2 protein-coding genes are annotated in these 2,749 nt (G+C 46.8%); one reads left to right on the forward strand and one right to left on the reverse strand.

Features of this window, described 5'->3' with window-relative positions:
- Positions 1 to 99: 99 nt before the first annotated feature.
- Positions 100 to 1,674, reverse strand: coding sequence for an inorganic phosphate transporter (locus AC5M9B_RS04805; RefSeq protein WP_070654496.1), 1,575 nt, complete (start codon positions 1,672 to 1,674; stop codon positions 100 to 102).
- Positions 1,675 to 1,846: 172 nt separating this feature from the next.
- On the opposite strand from AC5M9B_RS04805, the gene AC5M9B_RS04810 reads away from it, so the two are divergent.
- On the forward strand, positions 1,847 to 2,749 hold a 903-nt coding region (locus tag AC5M9B_RS04810), incomplete at its 3' end, for an anhydro-N-acetylmuramic acid kinase (RefSeq protein ID WP_487648319.1).

Here is a 2,749-nt window from a genome sequence, read left to right on the forward strand (position 1 = left end):
TTGCAGGAAAGGCCGTATGCTACCGCATACTGGCCTTTTCCTGTTAGGGAAAGTTGCACTTCAAATGCGAATCCGCCTAGCTTTCTACTCTTGAGACAGTTAGAAAACCGCCTGCAACACCAAATAAGAGATCACGGACAACACTGCAGCTGCCGGCAATGTAATCACCCAAGCCAAACCAATCGGTTTCATCAGTTTCCAGTTAGCATTGCGGTTAACCAAACCGATACCTAAAACCGCGCCAACCAAAATATGGGTACTCGATACTGGCAAACCCATTAAGGATGCTGCCATAACAACGGCTGCAGCAGAAAGTTCGGCAGCAAAACCGGAAGCAGGGTGCATTTCCGCCAAGCTGGTTCCGACGGTTTTGATAACCTCTTTACCGACAAACCATAATCCGACAATCAGTGCGATGCCGAAGGTCAGCATAGCGATAGGCGGGACAGCGTTTTGCGCGGTAATACTGTTGGTACGCAATGCATCCATAATGGCGGCAAACGGCCCGATGGCGTTGGCAATATCGTTCGCTCCATGGCTGAATGCAAAACCACAGGCAGTGAAGACCTGCATCCAAGAAAATATTTGAAAAGTAGATTTATCGAGATCTTTGCGCTTAATGCTTTTAGCAAATACAAACGTCGCCATCCAAATTACCGCGCCGACCATAAAGATAATCAGAAAACTGTTGACATTACTCATGCCCAAATGCAGATTGTTCAATCCTTTGAAAATCAGCATCGCTGCAATCATCATACCGCCTATAGAGCCGATAAAGGGAACCCAGGAATGAAGGGCTTTATAGGAATCGACATTGTTTTTCCGATTATCCAATTCATACAGCCCGCGATAATAGTCGGACTGTAATTCGGAAGGTTCGAAATCAGGTTCGTCGTAAAGCTGCGCATCGTGTGCTACTTTGGTAGCATATTCGACTTTTTCAGCTTCGTTCAGAGCTTCAAAGAAAAGACGATGTTGCTCTTTGTATGCTTTCTTTTCCTGTTTGATGGTTTTGAGGGTTCCTTCCGCCCAATCGTTGTAATCTAATACATTTTTCTTAATACGGGAGAAAACGAGGTAGGAAACCAACCCGCCCAACATCGGCGACAGTACCCATGAAAGGGCAATCTCTCCAAGCTTGCCCCATTGGATAAGCGTACCCGCATCAATTTTGTGCATAACCGCCATACACAACGCACTACCGACAATACCACCGATAATGGCGTGGGTAGTCGACACTGGCAGTCCCTTACGAGAAGCGAACAAAAGCCATAATGCTGCCGCCAAAAGCGCGGACATCATAATGAAGACGAATTGCATGGGTTGCAAATCCAACCCGTTTAAATCTACGATACCTTTACGAATGGTATCTGTAACCTCGCCACCCGCTATAACGGCTCCGCTGACTTCAAATACAGCGGCAATCAAGAGTGCCTGCGGGATGGTCAACGTGCCGGAGCCGACACTGGTTCCGAACGAGTTGGCAATATCGTTGCCACCGACGTTAAATGCCATAAATACGCCGAACATCGTGGCGATGATGAAAAGTATAGGATTGTTGTAATGTGTATACCCCAGACCCCAATAAATAAAATAGCCGACCATGCCCACCAGCATAGCGGCAAAAGCGGCGTTAATAAGCTTCAAGTTCGCACTCGGTTGAGTTTGAGCCATGGAAGTTTTCCTTTGGAAATACGAAAGTTGGCAGATTCGGAATCTCTGTCTAATTGTAACCTTTTTACAATCTTTCTTGAAATATTTCTTTATCTCCTCCAATCCTGAATCCGAATAAAATCTGAAACAGCGTTACAATGTTTCTTTTTGCCTACTTCAAAATCACAATTTTATGAATATCCGAAACTATATCGGCATTATGTCCGGCACCAGTATGGATGGTGCGGACGCAGTTTTAATCCGCATAGAAGGCGATCGATGGCGTGAAGCTGTCTCCCACGCATTCATCCCCTATTCAGACGACCTTAGGCATGAATTGCTGGATTTGCAAAATATCGGCAATAATGAACTGCACCGCAGTATGCTGCTATCTCAAAAACTAAGCTGCCTTTACGCAGATACGGTTTCTTTACTGCTAAAACAAACCAACCTGCAAGCCCACGATATTGCCGCCGTTGGCTGCCACGGACAGACTGTCCGCCATGCCCCCGAAGCAGGATACAGCATACAACTTGCCGATCTACCGCTTTTGGCACATCTGACCGGTATCTTTACCATCGGCAATTTCCGCAGCAGGGATTTAGCGGCAGGCGGACAAGGTGCACCTCTTGTCCCCGCATTCCATCAAGCCTTGTTCCAAAGCGACTCCGAGACACGCGTTGTTTTGAATATTGGTGGTATTTCCAACATCAGCGTCCTGCCAAATTCCTCTCCGGCATTCGGCTTTGATACCGGACCGGGCAATATGCTGTCCGATGCATGGATGCAAGCCATTTGGCAACGTCCTTATGACAAAGACGGCTTGATTGCGGCAACAGGAACCGTTTTACCCGATCTACTAACCCGCCTGCTCGAGCACCCATATTTTTCCTCCCCATACCCAAAAAGTACCGGGCGTGAATTATTTTCATTAGATTGGTTGAAAGGTCGTCTGAAAGGTGGCGAAAAACCGGAAGACATTTTGCGAACGTTACTCAAGTTTACTGCCCAAACGATTTATGATGCGACCATCTCAGCCGCTCCTGATGTTTGCAATCTTTATGTTTGTGGAGGCGGTATTCGCAATCTCGTTTTA

The organism is Neisseria flava (assembly GCF_982712965.1).